The organism is Enterococcus sp. AMC1086, assembly GCF_058216575.1.
The window spans coordinates 1,964,472-1,985,899 of the sequence record NZ_CM177100.1 but is presented as its reverse complement, the minus strand read 5'-3'; the positions used below and the strand labels follow the sequence as shown (position 1 = coordinate 1,985,899).

At 35.2% G+C, this 21,428-nt stretch carries 19 protein-coding genes; 13 read left to right on the top strand and 6 right to left on the bottom strand.

The features are described 5' to 3' along the window. Window positions 1–409: 409 nt before the first annotated feature. Window positions 410–811 carry a DUF2871 domain-containing protein gene (locus AC4BC4_RS09375; RefSeq protein WP_438755753.1) on the bottom strand — a complete coding sequence of 134 codons (402 nt, stop codon included), beginning with the start codon at window positions 809–811 and terminating at the stop codon, window positions 410–412. A gap of 170 nt (window positions 812–981) precedes the next feature. On the opposite strand from AC4BC4_RS09375, the gene AC4BC4_RS09370 reads away from it, so the two are divergent. Then, entirely contained in the window at window positions 982–2,631 is a 1,650-nt protein-coding gene (locus tag AC4BC4_RS09370; protein WP_490475499.1) for a glycoside hydrolase family 13 protein, read from the top strand. A 285-nt stretch (window positions 2,632–2,916) separates the two neighbouring features. Then, window positions 2,917–4,134 (top strand): pyridoxal phosphate-dependent aminotransferase, encoded by a 1,218-nt coding sequence (locus AC4BC4_RS09365; protein WP_438755755.1) that lies wholly within the window; start codon window positions 2,917–2,919, stop codon window positions 4,132–4,134. A gap of 118 nt (window positions 4,135–4,252) precedes the next feature. On the opposite strand, the gene AC4BC4_RS09360 is transcribed toward AC4BC4_RS09365, so the two are convergent. Continuing rightward, window positions 4,253–4,429, bottom strand: coding sequence for a hypothetical protein (locus tag AC4BC4_RS09360; RefSeq protein ID WP_438755756.1), 177 nt, complete (start codon window positions 4,427–4,429; stop codon window positions 4,253–4,255). Window positions 4,430–4,623: 194 nt separating this feature from the next. Between AC4BC4_RS09360 and AC4BC4_RS09355 the strand changes: the two genes are divergently transcribed. From AC4BC4_RS09355 to AC4BC4_RS09345, 3 genes are all read left to right on the top strand, one after another. Continuing rightward, the gene (locus AC4BC4_RS09355; RefSeq protein WP_490475498.1) at window positions 4,624–5,451 is read left to right on the top strand and encodes a helix-turn-helix domain-containing protein; all 828 of its coding nucleotides are present in this window, start codon (window positions 4,624–4,626) and stop codon (window positions 5,449–5,451) included. 103 nt (window positions 5,452–5,554) lie between these two features. After that, window positions 5,555–6,703 (top strand): N-acetylglucosamine-6-phosphate deacetylase, encoded by a 1,149-nt coding sequence (nagA, locus tag AC4BC4_RS09350; RefSeq protein ID WP_438755758.1) that lies wholly within the window; start codon window positions 5,555–5,557, stop codon window positions 6,701–6,703. Window positions 6,704–6,840: 137 nt separating this feature from the next. Beyond that, window positions 6,841–7,335, top strand: a complete 495-nt coding sequence (locus AC4BC4_RS09345; protein ID WP_490475497.1) for a type II toxin-antitoxin system Phd/YefM family antitoxin — start codon at window positions 6,841–6,843, stop codon at window positions 7,333–7,335. A 64-nt stretch (window positions 7,336–7,399) separates the two neighbouring features. Here AC4BC4_RS09345 and AC4BC4_RS09340 read toward each other — a convergent pair whose 3' ends face one another. The 3 genes from AC4BC4_RS09340 to AC4BC4_RS09330 form a co-directional block, all read right to left on the bottom strand. Further along, window positions 7,400–8,149 carry a TIGR03915 family putative DNA repair protein gene (locus AC4BC4_RS09340; RefSeq protein WP_490475496.1) on the bottom strand — a complete coding sequence of 250 codons (750 nt, stop codon included), beginning with the start codon at window positions 8,147–8,149 and terminating at the stop codon, window positions 7,400–7,402. Beyond that, window positions 8,139–9,452, bottom strand: a complete 1,314-nt coding sequence (locus AC4BC4_RS09335) for a putative DNA modification/repair radical SAM protein (protein ID WP_490475495.1) — start codon at window positions 9,450–9,452, stop codon at window positions 8,139–8,141. The genes AC4BC4_RS09340 and AC4BC4_RS09335 overlap by 11 nt, the downstream gene beginning before the upstream one ends. Before the next feature lie 118 nt (window positions 9,453–9,570). Beyond that, complete coding sequence (locus tag AC4BC4_RS09330) at window positions 9,571–10,383, bottom strand: Cof-type HAD-IIB family hydrolase (RefSeq protein ID WP_490475494.1); 813 nt, start codon at window positions 10,381–10,383, stop codon at window positions 9,571–9,573. Between the two features lie 184 nt (window positions 10,384–10,567). Here AC4BC4_RS09330 and AC4BC4_RS09325 point away from each other — a divergent pair, with 184 nt between their 5' ends. From AC4BC4_RS09325 to AC4BC4_RS09295, 7 genes are all read left to right on the top strand, one after another. Next, window positions 10,568–11,173, top strand: a complete 606-nt coding sequence (locus AC4BC4_RS09325) for a DUF1361 domain-containing protein (protein WP_438758786.1) — start codon at window positions 10,568–10,570, stop codon at window positions 11,171–11,173. A gap of 68 nt (window positions 11,174–11,241) precedes the next feature. Continuing rightward, window positions 11,242–13,536: a 5'-nucleotidase C-terminal domain-containing protein gene (locus AC4BC4_RS09320; protein ID WP_490475493.1), complete on the top strand. Its 2,295-nt coding sequence runs from the start codon at window positions 11,242–11,244 to the stop codon at window positions 13,534–13,536. A gap of 262 nt (window positions 13,537–13,798) precedes the next feature. After that, on the top strand, window positions 13,799–13,924 hold the full coding sequence (locus AC4BC4_RS09315) for a hypothetical protein (protein ID WP_490475492.1): 126 nt from the start codon (window positions 13,799–13,801) through the stop codon (window positions 13,922–13,924). A gap of 54 nt (window positions 13,925–13,978) precedes the next feature. After that, a complete protein-coding gene (locus tag AC4BC4_RS09310) occupies window positions 13,979–14,179 on the top strand; it encodes a hypothetical protein (protein ID WP_490475491.1) in 201 nt (66 codons plus the stop codon). Between the two features lie 40 nt (window positions 14,180–14,219). Next, window positions 14,220–14,495 carry a hypothetical protein gene (locus tag AC4BC4_RS09305; RefSeq protein ID WP_490475490.1) on the top strand — a complete coding sequence of 92 codons (276 nt, stop codon included), beginning with the start codon at window positions 14,220–14,222 and terminating at the stop codon, window positions 14,493–14,495. A gap of 215 nt (window positions 14,496–14,710) precedes the next feature. Continuing rightward, window positions 14,711–16,117 carry an NCS2 family permease gene (locus AC4BC4_RS09300; RefSeq protein WP_490475489.1) on the top strand — a complete coding sequence of 469 codons (1,407 nt, stop codon included), beginning with the start codon at window positions 14,711–14,713 and terminating at the stop codon, window positions 16,115–16,117. A gap of 213 nt (window positions 16,118–16,330) precedes the next feature. Further along, entirely contained in the window at window positions 16,331–17,527 is a 1,197-nt protein-coding gene (locus tag AC4BC4_RS09295) for a multidrug efflux MFS transporter (RefSeq protein ID WP_490475488.1), read from the top strand. A 132-nt stretch (window positions 17,528–17,659) separates the two neighbouring features. On the opposite strand, the gene AC4BC4_RS09290 is transcribed toward AC4BC4_RS09295, so the two are convergent. Then, window positions 17,660–17,851 (bottom strand): YjzD family protein, encoded by a 192-nt coding sequence (locus tag AC4BC4_RS09290; RefSeq protein WP_206841920.1) that lies wholly within the window; start codon window positions 17,849–17,851, stop codon window positions 17,660–17,662. Between the two features lie 109 nt (window positions 17,852–17,960). Between AC4BC4_RS09290 and dnaE the strand changes: the two genes are divergently transcribed. Continuing rightward, the gene (dnaE, locus tag AC4BC4_RS09285) at window positions 17,961–21,293 is read left to right on the top strand and encodes a DNA polymerase III subunit alpha (RefSeq protein ID WP_490475487.1); all 3,333 of its coding nucleotides are present in this window, start codon (window positions 17,961–17,963) and stop codon (window positions 21,291–21,293) included. The last annotated feature ends 135 nt before the right edge of the window (window positions 21,294–21,428 follow it).

Below are 21,428 nucleotides of genomic sequence, written 5' to 3'. Positions count from 1 at the left end.
ATACTAGAAAACAACTGATTGATAAAGAGGAAGAATTATACATTCAACAGAGAAAAGAGCAAATCGAAGAAAAGAAGAAATAGGATGGGATTAAAATTTTATGTAGGGGAGATACAGCAACAAGGAAATGAAGCTTCTCGAATGAACAATCAAGCGAGTCAAGCTATTTCTTCGTTGCAAAGTAGTATTTCACAATTTTTATCTGCACCACTTAAGGTATTTTTGATAAGGCATGTATAGGACATCTTGATTTCCTCCTTTTGATTGGTTTTCGTCGACTTAATTCTAAAGGATATCAGGGTGTCTTTTCTATTTTTTTACATTAAAAAAAGATGCCGGTGATAGCTCACCAACATCAGAAGATACAGAGTTATCCTCTTCAAAAGAGTTGATTTTCCGTATACGAAAATCACTCTTTAACAGCTTTGAATAGCACTTGGAAAAAGTAAGCTAATCCTATTGTAATAATGATATGCCCTAATCCAGCAATACCTGAAATGGCCGCTGATTCTGGATAGTCTAAGACTTGCAAAATACCTCGAACAATCATCATCGTCAATGTGACACCTAGCCCGATATTATAGATGATATAGAATTTTTTATAATTTTTCTCTTTGGTTAATTGAAAATTCTTTTCTAAAAGTAAAACAATCAAGAAAAAGAACATGCCTAAAATCAACACGTGTGTGTGTAAAACACTAAGTTGGGTATCACCGGTAAAATTATTCCATTTTGTAAATTCTCGATAAAAAATACCCGCTAATAATCCAAAAATCATATAAGACATACTGACTCTAACTAATTTTTTCATTGTCCACCTCAAATTTTTATTATTCAAACACTTTAACTATAGCAAACCTAAATTCTATTTTCTATAAATTTTTACATTAAATTAAAATTCATGAAACACTATGCATTTTAGACACACTTTTTCACCATATCTTATATAATGAAAAGAAACATCACTTAGGAGGGATATAGATGACGATCAAGCGAACGTGGTGGAAAGAAGCAGTTGGTTATCAGATTTATCCAGCTAGTTTTATGGATGCAAACAACGACGGTATTGGTGATTTAAACGGTATCCGATCGAAACTGGACTATCTTAAGGATTTAGGAATTGGCTTTATCTGGATTACGCCGATTTATGAATCGCCCAATGTTGATAACGGCTATGATATTAGTGATTATCAACAAATTCTCAAGACATTTGGCACAATGGAAGAATTTGACTTGTTATTAGAGGAAGCACATAATCTTGGCATTAGAGTAATCATGGATTTGGTCATCAATCATACATCGAATCAACATCCGTGGTTTATAGAATCAAGATCTTCTTTAAAGGATGATTATCGTGATTACTATATTTGGGCAGATGGAACAATCAATGGGCCGCCGAATGATTGGGTTTCAATTTTTGGTGGATCAGCCTGGGAATATGATGAAACAACGAATCAGTATTACCTTCATGTTTTCGCTAAAGAACAACCAGACTTGAATTGGGAAAATCCGCGAGTCAAAAGAGAGTTGTTTTCAATGGTGGATTGGTGGTTAGATAAAGGAATCGATGGATTTCGTGTAGATGCAATTTCTCATATAAAAAAAGCACCGATAGAAACCTCTTCGACAAATGATCCGTTTGAGTCATTTAAAAATGTTCCTGGAATTGAAACTCATCTAGAAGAGTTAAGAGAAATTTTTAAAAAGCGAGATATTTTAACCGTAGGAGAAGCAAATGGGGTTAGTGCTGATCAAGCACACCAATGGGTTGGCGAAACAACAGGCTATTTCAATATGCTGTTTGAATTTGATCATATATCTCTTTGGAATAAAGAAGAACGTGAAATTTTAGATGTTATTCATTTCAAAAAAATGCTCACTAAGTGGCAAAATGCTTTAGCAGATGGAAAAGGTTGGAACGCCTTATATATGGAAAACCATGATATTCCTCGTTCAGTCTCAAGCTTTGGTAGTGAAGAAACCGTGTTTTGGCAAGCTTCTGCAAAAGCTTTGGCATTGACATTTCTCTTGTTACAAGGAACTCCTTTTATTTATCAAGGTCAAGAAATCGGTATGACCAACATGCCATTTGCTTCAATCGATGACATCGATGCAGTGGATACTAAAAATTTTTACTATGAAATGATCCATTCAGGAGTGGCTCCTACAAAAGCGATGAATGTAATACGTAGAACAGCGCGTGACAATGCACGAACGCCAATGCAATGGACAGCAGAAGAATATGCTGGTTTTTCAAAAAGAAAACCTTGGATGGTGATCAATCCAAATAAACAAAAAATCAATGTACTAGATGAGTTATCTGAACCAGATTCTGTCTTAAATTTTTATAAACAGGTCATTCATTTAAGAAATCGAAATGAGGCATTGATTTACGGTAGTTATAAACTTTATTTAGCTGAACATCCTCAATTATTTGTTTATGGGCGTCGCTTAGGGGAAGAACGATTTGTGATTATTATCAATTTGTCTAAAGATTTTGCTTCTGCTGATTTACCAGAAAATGTTCAGATTGAAGAGTGGAATCTAGAATTATCGAATCTAAATGATCAAGTGATTCACCAACATACAATTTTTGCTCCTTATGAAGCAAGAGTTTACAAACATAAATAAAAAAACGAGCAATTTTTCTTTACTATAAAGAACGTTGCTCGTTTTTTTATGCAGTTGTTAGAATAAATTTGTTTATAGAGAAAAAAACAACTCCAAAGAAAAGTAAATCTCCTATCCATACTAATTACTAAAAATACCATTATCGTAACTTAAATAGTTAAGTAGAAAGCAGATCGAGTGAAATCAAGAAGAATATTTTTTTAGAAAATTTTCAATTTTCCATTGCTTTTTTTTTCTAGGTGGCGTAACTTTAAAGATATAAATTTTGAAAATGAGGGATACAGTATGAGAAATTTTGAAAAATCTAACAAACTTGATGGTGTAAGTTATGATGTTCGTGGTCCGGTTTTAGAAGAAGCAGACAGAATGCATGAAGAGGGCATTCGCATTTTAAAACTTAATACTGGTAATCCCGCCCCGTTTGGTTTTGATGCACCAAATGAAGTTGTACGTGATATGATCATGAATGTTCGTAATTCTGAAGGTTATTCCGATTCAAAAGGAATCTTTTCAGCTCGAAAAGCAATTGAACAATATTGCCAAGTCAAAGGATTTCCCAATGTGACGATCAATGATATTTATACAGGTAATGGTGTTAGTGAGCTTATTTCAATGTGCATGCAAGGACTTTTGAATAACGGAGATGAGGTTTTAGTACCAATGCCGGATTATCCTTTGTGGACAGCTTCAGTTTCTTTAGCTGGCGGTAATCCTGTTCACTATATTTGTGATGAACAAGCGGAATGGTATCCTGATATCGAGGACATTAAATCCAAAGTCACAACGAATACAAAAGCAATCGTTTTGATCAATCCTAATAATCCAACGGGTGCATTGTATCCTAAAGAAATCCTTGAACAGATCGTTGAAATCGCAAGGCAAAATGATTTGATTATTTTTTCAGATGAAATCTATGATCGCTTAGTTATGGATGGATTAACACATATTCCGATTGCAACACTAGCCCCTGATTTGTTTGTCGTCACTTTAAATGGACTCTCTAAATCACATAGAGTAGCTGGTTTCCGTTGTGGCTGGATGGTTCTTAGTGGAAATAAAAAACATGTTAAAGGTTATATAGAAGGCTTAAATATGTTGGCGTCAATGCGTTTGTGCTCAAATGTATTGTCTCAGCAAATTATTCAAACGGCTTTAGGTGGTTATCAAAGTGTAGATGACTTGTTATTGCCAGGTGGGAGAATCTATGAACAACGAGAATACATTTACAACGCAATCAATGATATTCCAGGACTTTCTGCTGTAAAACCGAAAGCTGCTTTCTATATATTTCCTAAAATCGATACCGCTCGTTTTAATATTTATGATGATGAGAAATTTGTACTGGACTTTCTACATGAACATCATATCTTACTTGTACATGGCGGAGGCTTCAACTGGACTCAGCCAGACCATTTTAGAATTGTATACCTACCGAAGATGGAAGACTTAAAATTTACGACTGAAAAAATGCGTGAGTTTTTAAACACCTATAAGCAAAAATAACGAGAGTGTAAAATAAACTACGTTATCATGAAACCAAAAAGAGTGACTCAAAACTGAAAAAGTTTTGAGTCACTCTCATTTTAAGAACTTGTCTTACAAAGAGATTAAAAAATAGTAGTTAATCTGTAGCTTGACAATCTTTTTTACTAATTACCATGCGATTTGTATACTTTTCTTCCATATCCGGACTTGGATCCGAAACAACAACCAAATAAGCATTTTCATATTCTTTTTCTACATAGCCATTATAACTACTTTTATCCCAACTAAAACTAATTTGTTTCTCTTGTGTCATGAGTAACACCCCTTATTTGCAAAGCAAAATTATTTTAAATCGTAGCAGTTTAGCGTTAGGTAATGTTCTTGCAGTATATTATGCAATAAAGTACAATAAATGCATAATGCGAATTCGCATATTTTGGTTCATTTAGTCTAATAAAATTTTTTTGAAATCAAAATAGATAATTGAAATTGCTTAGGAGTGAGCGCGTGGATTCATTTGGAGAGGTCATTAAAGAAATTCGTAAAAATAGAAAATTAACACAAAAAATGTTATCAGAAGATATTTGTTCACAAAGTGTGCTAAGCAGGATTGAAAATAATGAAGAATTACCCAATGTTGTGGTGATGCAGCAAATTTGCCAACGCTTAGGTGTGACTATGGATCAAATCATGCAGTTTAAATCAGATGAAGTTCGTTTGATTACTCAAATGTTTGAAAAAATAGCCGATTATTTTCGACATAAAAAGTATGAAAAAATAATGGATTATATGAGAGATACCCAAATCGAAGAACGGCTCCATTTAGATACGGATTGGCAGCGGTATTATTACTACTTAGGTAGTTGTAAATTTTATCTTTGTAATGATTTTGAACAGGCGATACTTGATTTGAAAAAAGGCTTGTCCTTTACTTACCAAGCAAATAAAGTCAATCTGTCTGATTTTGAAATTCAAGTGATCAGCTGTATTGGGAGTACGTACAGCCGTATTGGAAAATTTAAAGAGGCTGAAAAATATTTAAAGTTGAGTATTCATTATTTTCATAAATTACCAAATGAGCGGGTAACAGCAGAACTGACAAAGATATTTTATAATTATTCTAAATTTTTAACGGATCAAAACCGTCTGGAAGAAGCGCAAATATACATCGATCAAGGCATTGTGTGGTCACGACATAGAAATAGTTACTATTATTTAAGCGAATTATTTCAGTTGAAAAGTCAATTGATGGTTGTAAAAGGGATTCAAGATAAAGCAGATGAATATCAAGTTTTATCTGAACAAATATGTCGAATTGAAACAATTAAAATCTAACGAAAGTTAAGTAAATTTTTTTAGAAAAGGTCTACACCATTCTTGACTTTAACTGATTTTAAGAGTACGTTTAAAGTAGAAAATTATAGAAAGAAGGATGAAGATGAGAACGTTTATCTTTGCTGAAAAGTTCTTTTTAAAAAGCGATGTAAAAGGACCTGGATATTTAGAAATCACAGATGGTCTGTTTGGAGAATTTTATAAGGAAGTACCTGTTAGTGATGCAAAAGTAATCAAAGAAGAAGGAAAATGGATTGCACCTGGATTAGTGGATACACACATTCATGGCTATATGAATCATGATGTGATGGATAGCAATGCGGAAGGCTTAAAAGTAATGTCAGAAGGCTTGTTATCTTGTGGTGTTACATCATTTTTACCAACAACATTAACATCAAGTAAAGAACGCTTAAAAGATGTTGCTAAAACAATTGGTGAAGTATACCAAGAAGTTCCTGGTGCAAAAGTCCAAGGAATTTATTTTGAAGGACCATTCTTCACGGAGGAACATAAAGGAGCTCAAAATCCAAGTTATTTTAGTGATCCGGATTTAGCAACATTTAACGAATGGCAAGAAGCTTCTGGTGGGTTGATCAAAAAAATAGCATTAGCACCAGAACGTAAAGGTGTCAAAGAATTTGTAAAAGCTGTAACGGATGAAGGTGTTGTCGTGGCTTTAGGTCACAGTGATGCTACATTAGAACAAGCAACAGATGCAGTTGAATCTGGTGCTAGCGTCTTTGTACATGCCTATAACGGCATGCGTGGCTTAAATCATCGTGAACCTGGAATGGTCGGCGCATTGATGTCATTGAATCATGTCTTTTCTGAATTGATCTGTGATGGACACCATGTGCATCCGAATGCAGCAGATATTTTAATGGAAAAAGCAGGACATGATCATGTGGCATTGATTACTGACTGTATGATGGCAGGTGGTATGCCAGATGGTAATTATAATTTGGGCGAATTTCCAGTTGTTGTTAAAGAAGGAACAGCACGTTTAGAGTCTGGAAATTTAGCAGGTAGTATCTTGAAATTAAAAGAAGCAATCAAAAACGTTGTTGACTGGGAAATTGCTACACCAGAACAGGCCATTATGATGGCGACATTAGTCCCGGCAGTTAGTTGTAAAATTGACGATAAATGCGGTATGATTGCTAAAGGTAGAGATGCTGACTTTATCGTATTGAAACCAACTATGGAATTAGAAGCAACGTATTTAGATGGAGTAGAACGCTATCGCGGATAACAAAAGAGATGAACTTTTAAAGAGTGAAATTATCGACAGATGATTTCCTCTTTTTTTATTAACAAGATTCAAATGATCAAATAGCCCTTCACACCAAAAAACTGTATGATATAATCAGTTGGAAGGGAAGTTGACTAATGAGAAATAATGAAAAACAAGACATATCATTTTCAGTGTCAGATGTAAAAAAATCACCTATGACAATATTTGAAACAGCTCAAAAAATGAATACAGGTGTTTATATTTACAATAGAAAAAAAGTTGCCGGTGTTATGTTGACCGCAGAGCAATATGAAGCGTTGATCAAGAAAAAAACGATGGAGCAAAGTCAAGATGTAAGGATGACACAATTAAACCAGGAGATTCGCCAGAAAATTGCTTTCGGTTCTTTAATATCTACTAAAAATTTAGATGATCAACTAGTTTCATTCGGCTTTATTACTAGAAAAATTGAACTAGATGATTACAGTGAAATGATGAACGAGTTAAATGAAACTGGCAAGATCGAATATCATTTACAAAAAAAAGAAGATCGAACCAATATTTTTGCTGAAGTGATCGGAGAACAAAGTAACCAATCACATTTATCAGACAAATTGATCGTGAAAAAAATCCACCTTAGAGTGGATTAAATTTAAATTGATATGTACAATTCTTGTGAAAGGTTGTATGTATCTTTTTTTTAAACGCATAAATTTAGTCAAAATCGATCATATGACTACGGTATCGTTTAGGTAAATGAGAAAGTTGTGCACGTTCATTTTTTCGTTCTTGAATAGTAACAGCTTGAAGGAAAGTTCGCCAATTGTCTTGGACTTTTTGCTCTGTTTCTTTAGTATTAAAGGTTGGTAGGTCACTATTTTCAATGAAACGAGTGTGTCCCTGTTCTATAATGCCAAGCAATCGATGTGTCTCATCATAGATTATGATCAGCTCTTGCGGATATCTTTTTGCAAAATGAGGACATAGATAAGGTAACGAAAAATGTTTTGGTTTAATAGAGCTGTAAAGTAATTTTCCAACATATTCAAAGCGAATAAATCCTGTAAAAGAGTGAACTTCACTATACAAAGCTTTTACGGATTTTTGCAAAGCTAAAATGGAAGAATGTCCAAGGTGATTTGTTAGCAAATCACCTGACTCCAATGAAATTTGAATCGCATCTAACAAATATCGTTCCTTTTCTTTAAGCGAGCAATAGAAGCTATCTATAATAAACTGACTATTTTCTTTTCTCACTCGTTTGGTCAACCGTTCATAGATTCTTATTGCCAGTGTTTCATCTGTATCAATATAATAAGGTTGAAATAGGCTTTCTAGAGCGGTAGTTGGCGTTAAGATGATTTCCGGGAATTTTTTTTTAGAGAATGCGTGATAGACAATTGTTAAAAAGCCATAAAAACTACCGTCATATTCCCAAATTTCGTTTGTCTTTTCAATATGCATGACCGGATTCCTTTCGTTTGGTTGTTTCAAAACGTTCTACATCAAATAAAGACAGCTGTTCTTGTTGTGATTGGCTGTTTGCTTTTTTTAAGGTTTCATATTGACGTGATGAAATTAGAGAGGAAATGACCCATTCAGGATCATGTATCAATCCAAACTGTCGGATACCATTACAGCTAACAAAATATTGGGCGCGCTTAATAACGACACCAAGTTTTTTCAAATCAGATAAATGTAATTGATAGTATTTACGTGCTTTTAAAATAGTAAGTGCACTTTTAGGGCCGATCCCAGGAATACGTAACAATTGCTCATAAGTAGCAGTTTGGACATCGATTGGGAACTGGTCATAATTTTGAACAGCCCAATTAGCTTTAGGATCTAAATATAAATTAAAATTAGGCTTGTCTTCAGACAAAATTTCGTCAGCAGAAAAACGATAAAATCGTAGTAACCAATCTGCTTGATATAAGCGATGCTCTCTTAATAAAGGCGGATCAGTCGTGATTGCTGGTAATAGAGAATCTTTATTTACAGGGATGTACGCAGAGTAATAGACTCTTTTTAATTCATACTTTTGATAAAGGTTTTCAGCAATTTTGATTATAGAATGATCGCTTTCAGGAGACGCGCCGATGATCATTTGTGTGGATTGACCAGCTGGGACAAAGGAAGTGGTTTTTTGTGTCGCAGGAACTTGAGAGAGTTCTTTTTTCTTATGTGTGATTTGCTTCATAGGTCGATATAAAGCAAATGGATCTTTGTCAGGAGCTAATAGATTAAGGCTTTCTCGTGAAGGTAACTCGACATTGACACTCATTCGATCAGCTAAAAAACCTAATTCCTCGATCAATTTCGCGTCTGCTCCGGGAATTGCTTTAACGTGAATATAGCCTTTGAACCCTTTTTCATAACGTAAAATCTTTAATGTTTTGATCAATAATTCACTAGTATAGTCAACATTTTTGATAATGGCCGAACTTAGAAAAAGACCTTCTATATAATTTCGCATATAAAAATCCATCGTCAAATCAGCAACTTCTTGCGGGGTGAATGTCGCTCGAGGAATCGAATTTGATTTTCTGTTGATACAATAATGGCAATCGAATATACAAGCATTTGTAAATAACAACTTTAAAAGCGAAACACATCGCCCATCACTTGTGAAAGAATGGCAAATTCCAGCTGTGGAGGTGTTTCCTACGGTTCCTTTGCGAGTGTTGTCAGTCACACCGCTGCTGGAGCACGACACGTCATATTTTGCTGATTCGGCAAGAATTTCTATTTTTCTGGATAAATCCATCATAACTCTCCTTTTCTGAAAGAAATCGAACGTATGTTCTTATTTTAGCAAGAGTTAATGATTTTGTCAAAAAAAGACTAGAACGAAAAGCCACAAGCTTTGTTCTAGTCTTTAAAGTTTATTGATCTTTTAAATTTAAATACCGCTCTAGATAATCAGCCAAACCATCCTCGTCATTGCTTTTTTCAGTAATATCGTTTGCTACAGATTTGATTTTATCCGTCGCATTTTTCATAGCAACGCCCCAACCAACATAGTCCAACATTTCTTCGTCATTATGTTCATCACCAAATGCAATGATATCTGAACGCTTGATGTCTAGATAATTCGCGACTTGTTCCACACCTTTGGCTTTTTGAATTCCTTTAGAAACGATTTCTAAAATAGGTGTTGGCCCACCCCAAGTTCTAACATCCACATAATCACCATATTGCTTCATCAAAGTATCCGAAACAAGAGCTGCTTGATCTTTAGAGGTTCGAACCATCATCGATGTTGGATCTGTAATCAAATTTTTAGCAGTCAAAAGATTGTCCGGAGTAACTTCTGAGGCAAAGAAAGCTGAATCAAAATAATCTAAACTGTCTATATAAAAAGTTTCTTTATTCTCTGCTGCAACAAAATCAAGATTCAATGCTTTTTTTTGGGCTAAAATGTCAAAAACTAAATCTCGTTTTATTCCTGTTTCTTTTTCATCTGCCCATTGTTTCTCAGGCATATGAACAAGCGCGCCATTAAAATTGACCATTGGAGTAGCTAAGCCTAATTGGCGATAAAACTGACCGCTCATCCGATAGGGACGACCTGTGACAATACTGACATAATGACCTTGTTTCATCGCTTTTTTCAACGCTTTTTCAGTTGTTTCACTAATCAGTGATTGTGCATTTAAAGTTGTACCATCTAAGTCGATTGCAATTAATTTTTTCAAAATCGTTCCTCCCAAAGATTTTTCTTAAACTTAGTCTAGCACAAATTAGCAGAATGACAAGTTTTCAAGAAAATTTTAGAAAAATTTTTCTTTATGATACACTAGATAAAAAAGGATGGTGAAATAGTTGATTCAAATCTCTCGTTGGTCAATACGAATAGCAACTTTGATTTATTGTACGTACATGTTATTTTTTTCTGAAATGTATTCTTTTATGGCATTGAATGTTTTATTGGGGTATATTCCGCTGGAAATTAGTTTCCATTTTAAAAAACTAAGAAACCAGCTTTTTCTTATAGTAGGATTTTTTTGGTTATTATTTTATCCCAATGCTCCGTATTTATTTACAGATTTTTTTCACTTAGAAAATTTGCCTATCAATCAAGGAATGGATCAGATATTCAGTCAGTCGTTGTCTGCCTGGTTCTCATTTAGCCTATTGACAGTTGGGATCTGTGTGTATGGTTTTTTAGGAATGGCGACAGTATTTACGGTACTTAATGAAAGTTTTAGTAGAAATATTTTGCAAAAGAAATGGCAAGGAGCAATCTTTGTTTTGTGTGTAAATATATTGTCCAGTTTGGCAATTTTTGTTGGGCGATTTGATCGTTTACATAGTGTCTATTTATTTACGAAACCGATTGAAACACTGCAAATTATATTTTTGACATGGTCAATAGAAAAAGTATTATTTATTCTTTTATTTACGGTGATGCAGTTGATTTTACTAGCGGCGATTGTTATGGAAAAAGGCTTGGAATTGGTAGATAAAAACGAAAAACTGCATTGACAGAGTGTGAGGAATTTGTTACTCTTTAATTATGTGTTTTTGGAAATAATTGCAGAGGAGTTACAAATATGAAAAAGTGGCAAAGTTCTTTGTTGACTATTTTATTTACTATTGGAGGCATCACTAGCGGCGTCGTGGGGACGACTAAGATCGGTGAGGCACAAACAAATAACGGATCGGATAAGAATAATCTGCCAGTTGTACAACAATCGCAAGCAGAAAACATTCCTTTTCAAATTTTAGGAATCAATGATTTTCATGGTGCTTTGAATACAACGGGTTCCTTCTTTGACGATCAAGGCAATAAAGTAGCGAATGCTGGAAAAGCTCCACTTCTTGCAGGTTACTTGAATCGTGCACAAGAACAATTTAAAGCAGCAAATACGGGTGCTCAAACATTACGTGTACAAGCTGGTGATATGGTTGGAGCAAGTCCAGCCAGTTCAGGGTTGCTTCAGGATGAGCCGACGATCAAAGTATTGAATCAAATGGATTTTTCTGTAGGGACTTTAGGGAATCATGAATTTGATGAAGGACTTCAAGAATTCAATCGAATCATGCTCGGTGAAAAACCAGAAAATGATCCATATGGTATCTTGATGTCTTACCCAAGAGAAGCATCGAAAACTCAGATCGTGATCGGAAACGTCGTAAAAAAAGGAACAGAAGAAATTCCTTTTGGTTGGAAACCCTATACAATCAAAGAAGTAGGAACAGCCAATAATAAGATAAAAGTTGGATTTATCGGCGTTGTGACAACTGAGATCCCAAATTTAGTTTTAAAAGAACATTATGAAGCATATGACTTTTTAGATGAAGCTGAAACGATAGCCTACTATTCTAGCCAACTTAAAAATCAAGGTGTGAATGCAATTGTCGTGTTGGCTCATATTCCCGCTACGAGTAAAGCGAATAAAGTAAATGGCGAAGCAGCTGAAATTATGACGAAAGTTGATGAAATTTATCCTGATAATAGTGTAGATGTATTTTTCGCAGCGCATAACCATCAATATACGAATGGGGTTGTCAACAAAACAAGAGTGGTCCAGTCAACTTCACAAGGAAAAGGTTATATTGATGTACAAGGAACTCTGGATCCAAAGACCAATGATTTTGTTGATACGCCTAAAGCAAGTGTCCTGCCAGTCGACCCAGCAGCAAAAGATACACCTGAGATTGATGAAAAGGTCGAAGCAACGGTGAAAGATGCTGAAGAACGTGTCGCCAAAGTTACGAATAAAAAAATCGGAACAGCGAAAGAAGCTGGCGCGATCACTCGTGAAGTGAACGAGTCAAAAGAATCACCACTAGGTAATTTGATCACAGATGGTCAAATTGCGATGGCAAAAGCGCAAGGTATTGAAGCAGACTTTGCTATGACGAATAATGGTGGGATTCGTGCGGATTTGACTGTTGGAGAAAATCGTGCCATTACGTGGGGAGCAGCTCAAGCAGTACAACCTTTTGGAAATATTATGCAAGTAGTTGAAATGACAGGTGCACAAGTGGAACAAGTATTGAACGAGCAGTATGATGAAGAAGAACGTTACTTCTTACAAATTTCTGGTTTGTCGTATACTTATGTTGCGACTGAAGATAAAAATCAACCGTTCAAAGTCCAAGATATGCAGACAAAAGACGGGACACCTATTCAAGCAGATAAAACCTATCTAGTTGTGGTCAACGACTTTTTATTTGGTGGGGGAGATGGTTTTTCTGGATTTACGAATGCTAGTTTTGTTAATGCAATCAAGCCTGATACAGAGACGTTCATTGAATATATTGAAAGCAAAGAAGCAGCTGGTGAGACGATTGGTGCAACTGTTGAGAACCGTAAAAAACAAGTAGCGCCAACAAAGCCTCTAGAGCCAATAGAACCAGAAGTGCCTGATACAAAAGAAGCTGAAGAGAAAATCAAAAAAGCAACAATTTTCGATCCCTTATATGAAGACGATGAACTTTTAAGAGGGGTTACGTTAGCAAATGCGACAATTTTACTTTATGATGGAAAAATTCCTCAGACGAGCGTAAGAACAATAGAACCACCAAAAGCGGATTTGATTGGACATGCTGATTCAGACGGTCGTATTAAAATCAACGTTACTTCATTAAACATAAAAGGTAAAAAGAAGTTGACGGCTTTAGTGTTAGATGAAGAGAAAAATAACGTTATGTTTCCAATAGAGATTTTACCGAAGAAAGAAGCTATCATTGAGTCATCAAATACAAAAGAGCTTTCAGAAAAAGGAGCTAAAAAGAATTTACCTAAAACAGGTGAAAGGCAATCTTCTCTTTCTGTTTTATTTGGAGCAATAACGATCAGTACCAGTTTTATTGTTATATTAAAACGCAAAGTTTTATAAAAAAGAAGCTCTACAGTTGTGGATTTCACATAATAACTGTAGAGCTTTCTTTGGCAATAATTAGATAAAATCAAGGAGTTGGATGAAAGTATTTATTTGAAAAAACAAAGAACGGCGCTTTATTTTTCATCATTTATCCTGATTTAGAGTTATAAAAAAAACGAATTTTTCGTTTTGTCTCGGACTCATTCTTAATGTTATACTATACTTAATGTTATGAATGAAAAAGACAAACTAGCTATAAAATAAGGGAGGTTAATGTATGAAAAAAGATAAATACCACGTTATTTTGATAGTTTCTCTAGTTCTTTTATTTGTTTTTTCAAATTTTTTTCTTTTTATTTTAGGAGAAACATCTCAAAATGTAACAATCAACCTACTATATTGATCTTCCTTTGTTCCGTTTGAGGTTTATGTAACAGTTTTCTTGTTGGAAAATTTTATGGGAACTACCTCTAATGTAGAATCGAATTTCGAGTTATTGTATCAAAAAAGAAAACAGATTTTGACTGTTGATTTGTGGCAAAAAAATTTGCTTAAAGAACATTTGCTGATTTCCTCAAAGAAATATATGATCAATGAGGATCAACTTGAAGAAAAAGAGTTGACAGCCCTAGAACTTTCTACAGAACTTGGGGAGTAAGTATATTACAAACGAAATAACTGAATTTTACTCTATTTATTTGAAATTTATTCCTTTAGATATTTTCAAAGAACTTCATGGTATCTATAAAGCGTTGGAGCTAAGTATCATTTTTAGTGATAATCCCTATGTTTTCAAAACGAAACACCAGTTGATCAATCAACAAAAAGCAGGAGAACTAAAATTGAAAGATTGCGAAGAGTTGTCTAGAATTTCACAACACTTGATTGAATCCATTTATCAACATTTAAATGAAATCGATTCCATGACAGAAAAACACTTTGCTGAGTTTTCAAAAACAGAAGATAATAAATAATCTGAAAAACACGAACATTAACGACTTGAATTGATTATAAAGTTAATAATTTGTTGAAATAGACTTTGCTCTACCTTATACTTTAAAAGTATTCATCAGAAAAAAGGAACATGCACTTGTTCTGTAGAAATCGTTGGCTGTCTAAAATAGTTACTTAAACGAGCGAAACGAATCATTCTGATAAACTTAGAGTAAAAAGGGAGAGAGACAATTTCATGGAAAAGTTTTTCAAATTAAAGGAAAACAAAACGACTATCTCAACGGAAATGGTTGCAGGGATAACGACATTTTTTGCAATGAGCTACATTTTATTCGTAAATCCGTCAATTTTATCTCAAACAGGAATGCCGTTTCAAGCAGTATTTTTAGCAACAATTATCGCATCAATCATTGGAACCTTGATCATGGGACTATTTGCAAATGTTCCTTATGCTCAAGCGCCAGGCATGGGTCTAAATGCCTTTTTCACGTTTACAGTTGTTTTCGGTTTAGGCTATACATGGCAGCAGGCCTTAGCAATGGTATTTATCTGCGGGTTGATCAATGTTTTGATTACGGTAACGAAAATTCGTAAATTGATCATCAAGGCGATTCCAGAGAGCATGCAACACGCAATTGGCGGTGGTATCGGTATCTTTGTTGCTTATGTGGGACTTAAGAATGCAAAATTATTAGATTTTACGATTCAAGCAGAACCTGATAAAGGCATCGTTAATGGAAACAGTATCGTTCCAGCATTAGGAAACTTTAATAATCCTGAAATTATATTAGCAGTTATTGGGTTGGTTTTAACTACAGTTTTAGTTGTTTTGAATGTTCGTGGTGCTATTTTGATTGGTATTGTAGCTACGACGATTATTGGGATTCCACTTGGTGTCGTTGATCCGTCAAGTATAAACTGGCAAGAGAATTCTTTGGGAAATTCTATTAGTGAATTAGGAACAACTTTTGGTGCGGCATTTGGCGCAGATGGTATGCAGTCGTTATTTAGTGATGCATCAAAAATTCCTCAAGTAGTGATGACCGTCATTGCTTTTAGCTTATCTGATACATTTGATACGATTGGTACATTTATCGGAACAGGACGTCGGACAGGAATATTCTCTAAAGAAGATGAGCTTGCGCTGGAAGACAGTAAAGGTTTTTCAACAAAAATGGACAAAGCCTTGTTTGCGGATGCGATTGCAACTTCGATCGGTGCCGTGTTTGGAACATCTAATACTACGACTTATGTGGAAAGTGCTACAGGAATTGGTGCTGGGGGCCGAACAGGATTGACGTCAGTAGTGGTTGCTGTTTTATTCGCATTAAGTAGCTTATTTTCTCCACTGATTGCGATTGTTCCAGCACAAGCAACTGCTCCTGCATTGATTTTAGTTGGGGTCATGATGCTTGCGTCATTCAAAGATATTGAATGGACAAATTTAGAAGAAGCAATTCCAGCATTTTTTGCATCGATCTTTATGGGGCTATGTTACAGTATTTCTTACGGGATTGCAGTAGGATTTATCTTTTATGCAGTAGTTAAAGTTGCAAAAGGAAAAATTAAAGAAATTTCTCCAATTCTTTGGGTAGTAAATGCTCTGTTTGTTTTAAACTTCATTATTTTGGCAATTTTATAACGTATGATCGTGTTAAAAAGAAGTCAAAATGGCAATTAATTTTTTTGGTGGTTATTTCTTCTTTTGTCATGTATTGCTATTTAGGTTGTGAAACGAAAGTGAATTTTCACTTTTGTTTCACAACCTTTTTACTTGTTTACGTAAAATTTTTTTGAGAGATTGGAGAATTTGGAGTATAGTTAATAGTGAAGAACTTGTGAGGTGTATTTTAAGATGAAAATTGAATGGAAAAAGAATTTAATGGTTGCCTGGTTGGGCTGTTTTTTTACGGGTGCAAGTATTAGTTTAGTAATGCCTTTTATTCCTGTATATGTTGAGCAGTTGGGGACTCCGAAGAATCAGGTAGAGTTATTTTCTGGTCTTGCCATATCTGTTACGGCTTTTGCAGCAGCAATCGTTGCACCGATTTGGGGGAATTTAGCGGATAGAAAAGGTCGGAAACTGATGATGATCAGAGCAGCGGCTGGAATGACGATCACGATGGGTTCGTTGGCTTTTGTTCCAAATGTTTATTGGCTTTTGATCATGCGTTTTTTTAATGGGATACTCTCTGGATATATTCCTAACGCAACTGCGATGATTGCTTCACAAGCACCAAAAGAAAAAAGTGGATGGGCACTAGGAACTCTTTCGACAGGAGCAATTGCTGGAAACTTGATTGGACCATCGATTGGCGGGGCACTTGCTCAATGGTTTGGGATGGAAAATGTTTTTATTATCACTGGAGTGGTGTTATTGATCACAACTTTACTAACGATTTTCATGGTCAAAGAAGACTTCCAACCAATTGAGAAGAAAGATTTATTGAGTACAAAAGAGATTTTTTCAAAGATGGACCATGTATCCATTTTGATTGGATTATTCATTACAACATTGATTTTACAAATTGGTGTTACAAGTATTAGCCCGATATTGACACTATATATTCGCTCATTGAGCCATGATACTGGCAATATTTTGTTTATTAGTGGTCTAATCGTTTCAGTTGCTGGTGTATCTGCTGTGATCTCTTCACCGGTATTGGGGAAACTAGGAGACAAGATTGGTAATCATAAGGTTTTATTAGCTGGATTGATTTTATCAATGATTTGTTATATTCCAATGGCCTTTGTCAAAACGCCTTTTCAATTAGGATTACTACGTTTCTTTCTTGGGTTCTCAACAGGGGCGTTGATGCCGTCAATCAATACGCTGATCAGTAAAATCACGCCATCAGAGGGTGTAAGCCGGGTTTACAGTTACAATCAGATGTTTAGTAATTTCGGGCAAGTTTTGGGACCCATGGTTGGATCAACTGTTGCTCATGGTATGGGCTATAGTGCAGTATTTATTGTAACAGCGTGTTTTGTATTAGGAAATATTTGCCTGTCATTGTTTAATTTTCGAAAAATTTTAAATAAAAGTCTTTAAACGGTTGAAAACATAAAAAAACCAGTTACAATGTTTGTAATAACTGGTTTTTTTATAATCATCACTTTCACGGAACAAAAGGCGATTGAAAAGCTATTTTTGGAAAGTCAGCTTAAGGCGACGATCTGAAAGTTATTGAGCACTTTTAGTGGTTTCTTTTTTTGGTAATGCAAATTGACCAATCAATAAGATAATCACGCCGGTAATCAATGACATAATCGTTGTCAGCATAAAATCGTAAGTTCCGCCGTTTAAAGCACCACCGATATAACCGACTACTTGTCCTAGCAAGAAGGACCACAACAATACAAGAATGTAACGCATGGAATGCACCTCTTTTCTAGCTATAGTTTAGCACAATTTTTGCAAATGTAAAGAAATTGAAAGTTACATTTTTTGATTTAAAACCATCATATATAGAAGGAGATGCCCTATGCCCTTTCCACAATTATATACAATTACTTCCTATTCCTTACTCTCCAGTACTATTCGGATTCAAGAATTAGTGCAACAAGCCAAAAAACTAGGCTATACGACCCTAGGAATTACCGATATCAATGTGCTTCATGGGGCAATCGAATTTTTTGAAGCCTGCAAAAAAGAAGCAATCAAACCGATCATTGGTTTGACAGTAGAATATACGCCACAAAAGTCTGAAGGATCTGCTCAGTTATTATTATATGCAAAAAATTTAGAAGGATATAAAAACTTGATGCGGATCTCCACTGCCAAGATGAATAGTGAAAGACATTTTTATTTGGACGATATTAAAGAGTATTTAACGCATTTATTTGCCGTGATGCCGTCTGAGAGAGGAGAAGTGGCTTTTGCTTTAAAACAAAGTGAGGTAGAGGCAGCAGAAAGTTTAGATCGGTTAGTGCAATTATTTGAGCCAAACTCCTTTTTTGCGGGTGCCTCATTTACATGCAATCCAGAAACTGATCCGGCACTTTTTAAGTTTTACGAAGCAAAAGATCAACCACTTCTTGCTTTACAGGAAACACGTTATTTAAATCGAGAAGATGGCTTTGCATTAAAAGTATTAACGCACATCGAAAAAGGACAACAAATGATGCTTAATGCGGAAGAAACAGAAATTGAAGGCCCTTTTTATCTCAGAAATCAGACAGATGCAACTGAGCAGTTACGTACAATTGTGAATGAACAAGCTATTCACAATGCGGAAAAACTTGCCGAGCACTGTACGGTGGAGATTCCTCTACATCAGCGCTTATTGCCGCATTACCCGATTCCAGAAGGGAAACAGGCAGGGGAATTTTTGAAAGAGTTATGTTTGAAGAAACTTCCTGAACGCATTTCAATTGTTTCACCCGAATATGAAGAGCGCTTAGAAAAAGAGCTTGGTATCATCCATACAATGGGGTTTGATGACTATTTTTTGATCGTCTGGGACGTAATGGCTTTTGCTCATGATAAAAAAATCGTGACAGGTGCAGGTCGTGGTTCTGCTGCGGGTTCTCTGGTGTCATATGTTTTATCAATCACGGACGTAGATCCAATCAAATATGATCTGCTTTTTGAACGATTCTTAAATCCTGAAAGACACTCGATGCCAGATATTGATTTAGACATCCCAGATAATCGCCGTGAAGAAGTGCTGCAATATGTACGTGAAAAATATGGACACTATCATATGGCACAGATTGCTACATTTGGAACGATGGCAGCAAAAATGGTTTTGAGAGACGTTGCTCGAGTCTTTGGTTTGTCTCAAAGTGAGTCAAACCGTTGGTCAAATGCTGTGCCTAGTGCATTGAAAATGACGTTGAAAACAGCTTATACTGATTCAAAAAATCTTGTGGAATTAGTGAATTCTTCTGAAACGAACCGTCTATTATACGATACGGCTATGCGCTTAGAAGGCTTACCACGTCATGTTTCCACCCACGCAGCTGGTGTGGTGATCAGTGATTTGAACCTTTTAGATATTGTCCCATTACAACCAGGTTCAAACGATATTTTTCTGACGCAATTCACGATGAATGATGTTGAAAAAATAGGTTTGCTAAAGATGGATTTCTTAGGACTTAGAAATCTATCAATCATCGATGATACGATTAAATCGATCAAACGCGTGTACAAAAAAGAAGTGATCTTAAATCAAATTCCTTTAGATGATGAATTGACATTGTCCTTATTTAGACGCGGAGAAACGAGTGGTGTTTTTCAGTTTGAGTCAGCAGGTATCAGAAATGTTTTACGAAAACTTGGACCAACAAGTATTGAAGATATTGCAGCTGTAAATGCCTTGTATCGTCCAGGACCAATGCAGAATATTGATTTGTTTATTCGTCGAAAAAAAGGGCAAGAACCAATCAATTACCCTGACGCTGTTTTAGAACCGATTTTAAAGAATACGTATGGCGTTATTGTGTATCAGGAACAAATCATTCAAGTTGCCTCTACGATGGCAGGTTTTAGTCTAGGACAAGCAGATATTTTACGACGTGCAGTTAGTAAAAAGAAAAAAGATGTATTAGATGAAGAGCGCAAACACTTTGTTGAAGGTGCAATGAAACAAGGACACAGTGAAGACGTTGCAATGATGATTTACGATTATATCGAGCGTTTTGCTAACTACGGATTCAACCGATCTCATGCCTTCGCTTATTCATTTATTGGATTTCAAATGGCGTACTTAAAAGTACATTTTCCTGGCGCTTTTTATGCAGCAATTCTCCATTCGGTAAGACATAATCCTACTAAAATCAAGGAGTATATCGGAGAAGCACGAAAAAATAGAATGGTCATCGTGCAGCCATCGATCAATTCTAGTAACTATAGCTTTTACTTAAATAATGATGATCAAATCATGTTCGGTTTTAGTTCTTTAAAAGGAATCCGCAGAGATTTTATCCAAAATATTTTAGATGAACGAAAAGAGCGAGGTCCATTTAAAACATTTGATCAATTTTTATTACGTATTGATCGTAAGTGGTTGAAAGCTGAGAATATTCAACCATTGATTGCCATTGGTGCCTTTGACGATCTGCAAGCAAATCGTCGTCAATTAGCAGTTAGTCTAGAGAGTGAAATTCAAAACATCATTTATAGTGGCGGTAGCATGAATCTTTTAGAAGATACACTAAAACTAAAAGAGGTAGAAGTTGCAGATTACTCATTAGAAGAGAAGCTAGAACAAGAAGAACAATATTTAGGTGTATATTTGTCAGGTCATCCTACTGAAGAGTTCAAAAAAACGCGTTTAGCAAAACAAGTGATGTTAGTCAGTGATGTAGTAGAAAACCAATCAGCGCGCTTATTGATCTATGTCAAAGATATTCGCGTGATTCGTACAAAAAAAGGCGAACAAATGGCTTTTGTTGAAGGGGATGATTTAACTGGTTCCTTATCTTTGACGCTTTTCCCTACAGTTTTCAGAACGCTCCGTCAAACTGTTGAACAAAACCAAGTTTACTTTGTAGAAGGAAAAATAGAAAAAAGTAATTATAATCAAGAACTTCAATTACTGGTAAACCAGATTGAAAAAGCGAGTGATATTGAAAACAGCATCAGTGCAACAACGTGTTATTTAAAAATTATTGAAGCGAAAGACCAAAAAGAAATTTTGCAAAGTATTCAAGACGTCATTCAAAAGCACAGAGGGAATACACCAGTAATTATTTACTTTGAAAAAAATGGCAAAAAGTTAGTTCTGGGAGAAGAAAATTGGGTAGCTGATACAGTAGATGTAAAAGAACAACTAGAAGCGATTTTAGGTGATCAAAATGTTGTTTTCAAATGATTTACGGTAAAAAATACTAATTGTTTTCATCTTTTTTCAATTATTTCTTCTTTAATCAAGACTTTTTGCACTATTAATGGTAAAATGAATGACGTGATATTTTTGAGTAATGAATAACTGTGACAAAACTTGTTG